Here is a 2338-nt window from a genome sequence, read left to right as displayed (position 1 = left end):
TAGCGCGAGAATGTGCGGCGATGCTTGTTGGTGAGGTTCACCACTTCGCCGAACACCGCAAGCTGCGGGGTGATCTTGAAGCTGCCCGACAGGTCGTACTGGCCATAGCTGTCGACATTTTCGGGCTGGCCGTTGAGCCCGCGGGTGCGCGCGAGGAAGCTGTCGCGCCAGTTATAGGCGGCGCGCAGCTGGACCGGGCCCTTTTCATAGAAGAGCACGGCGTTCGCGCTGTCCGAAAGCCCCTCGACCGAGAAAGTGCCCGCGATGATCGCGGGATCGAAGCTCGTCGAGCTCTTGACCTTGGTATAGTTGGCCGAGAAGCCCAGCCCGTCGAGCGGCGCCGGCAGCGTGTCGAACGTGTACTGGATCGCGGCCTCGAAGCCATAAACCTTGGACTTGCGGGTGTTTTCGGGGCGCGTGACCTGGAAATCGAAACCGAAATAGGTCTCGGTCGTCGTCACCTGCGAGATGAAATTGTCGACCCATTTATAGAAGCCGGCGACGCTGACATAGCTCGCCTTGCCGAGGTAATAGTCGATCGAGGCGTCGGCATTCCATGCGAGATAGGGCTTGAGACCCGGGTTGCCGCTGCTGATCGTGTTCGACTGCGGTGGACGGAAATCATAGGATTTGCTGAGCGTCAGATTGCTCAGCGTCGGCCGGGTGAGCGTGCGCGAAAAGGCGAAGCGCGTCACCAGATCGTCGGTCCAGTCGACCCGGAAGGTCGCCGACGGCAGGATATAGCTGTAATTATGCTTTTCCGAGACCGGGACGGGCGGGCTGAAGGTCGCGACGCCCGCGGTCGGATCGCCCGGGTTCTGCGTGATGCCGAGCAGCTGCACCGAATTGCCGTGCGCGAGCGTGTCGGTATAGACATAGCGCGCGCCGATAACGGCGTTCCATTCGCGGCTGCCGCCGAATTCGCCGCCGAGTTCGGCCTGGAGATAGGCGGCGGCATTATTCTCGCGCACCGATCCCGACCCGCGCGGATCGTAGGCGGGCGCAAGGCTGTGGCCGTTGGCGGCATAGACCGCGTTGAACGCGGCTTCGGCGGCGGGGTCGTTCTTTTGGCCGACGGCGGCCGCGCTGCCATAATATTGGGCCAGCGCACGCGGATCGTAGGTCAGCCAGCTCATCGGGGCGCCGCCGAGCACGCCGCCGTCGTTGAACACGGCGAAGAGGTTCGGATCGGCGCTCGCGAAATAGCCGCAATAGAAGCAGCCGAGCGGATCGGGGGTGAGCAGCGAGGTGATATCCTTCTTGCGCCGCGTTCCGACCGCGCCGAAACGCACCGCCTTCAGCGTGCCGTCGAAATCCTGTTTGCCGTCGACGCGGAACGAGGTGATGTCGTCCTTCACGATGCCGCCGCGTTCGGAGCAGCAGTGCAGCACCGCGCGCGCCGGATCGTCGGTCGGCAGGATGTCGGTGATCGTCGGCAGCGCGCCGGGGTTGAGATCGAAGGTCGGGTTCACGCCGGCGTTGCGCGCGCCAACGACGTAGAAGACCGAGGTGTTGCCCTCTTTCGCGCGCGAGTGCGACAGGTCGAAGCTGATCGTCGTGCGGTCGGTCGGGGTCCAGGCCGCGTTGAGGCCGATCTGGTAGGTCTTGGCATCGCGCGGCGAATCAAAGACGATATTGTCGCTCGCGAGACCGCCGCCGGCGCTGCGTACGAAATGGGTGACGGTACCATTTTCATTGGCCTCGGCGTCGATGATGTCGCCCGGGTCGGTGTAGAAGCCGAGCTGGTTCGACCAGCTGTCGACCTTGAGCTGCGTATAGAGCGCGTCGAGCTGGAGCTTCAGCTGGTCGCTGACGATCCAGTCGAGCGCGAGCGTTGCGCCGATCCGCTCGCGCGAATTGCGTTCGACCGTGGTGTTGTAGGTGCGGGGGAGCGCTACGTTGGCGAGGTCGACGGTGCCATCCTTGTCGAAATCGAGGTTCTGCCCGTCGATCCAGCCGCTGGTGTTGACGTTGCTGAAGCGCGAGATGCGCTTGTCGTAATTGACGCTGATCAATGCGCCGAAGGTGTCGTCATCGTTGGTCTTGCTGAGGATGCCCGAGATCACGGGCGATGCCTTGTCGCGCGTGCTGTCGAACTTCATCGCGGCGCTGCCCGAGAAGTGGAAGCCCGGCCGGTCGAGCGGGCGCGCGGTACGCAGGATCACGGTCGAGCCGATGCCGCCGTCCTGCTGTTCGGCGGTCGCCGACTTATAGACTTCGGCGGCGCTCAGCAGCTCGGACGGCAGGATGTCGAAGCTGAATTCGCGGCCGCTGTTTTCGGTGGCGAGCAGGCGGCCGTTGAGCAGCACGGTGTTGAACTCGGGCCCGAAGCCGCGGA

1 protein-coding gene is annotated in these 2338 nt (G+C 64.0%); it reads right to left on the bottom strand.

What is annotated here, in order from left to right; genetic code table 11:
• On the bottom strand, nt 1–2338 hold a 2338-nt coding region (locus VGD20_RS13930; protein WP_331135023.1), incomplete at both ends, for a TonB-dependent receptor.

This window comes from Sphingopyxis sp. (genome assembly GCF_036402335.1).
Classification (GTDB): domain Bacteria; phylum Pseudomonadota; class Alphaproteobacteria; order Sphingomonadales; family Sphingomonadaceae; genus Sphingopyxis.
The sequence above is the reverse complement of the archived record's forward strand: the minus strand, read 5'-3'. Positions and strand labels throughout refer to the sequence as shown.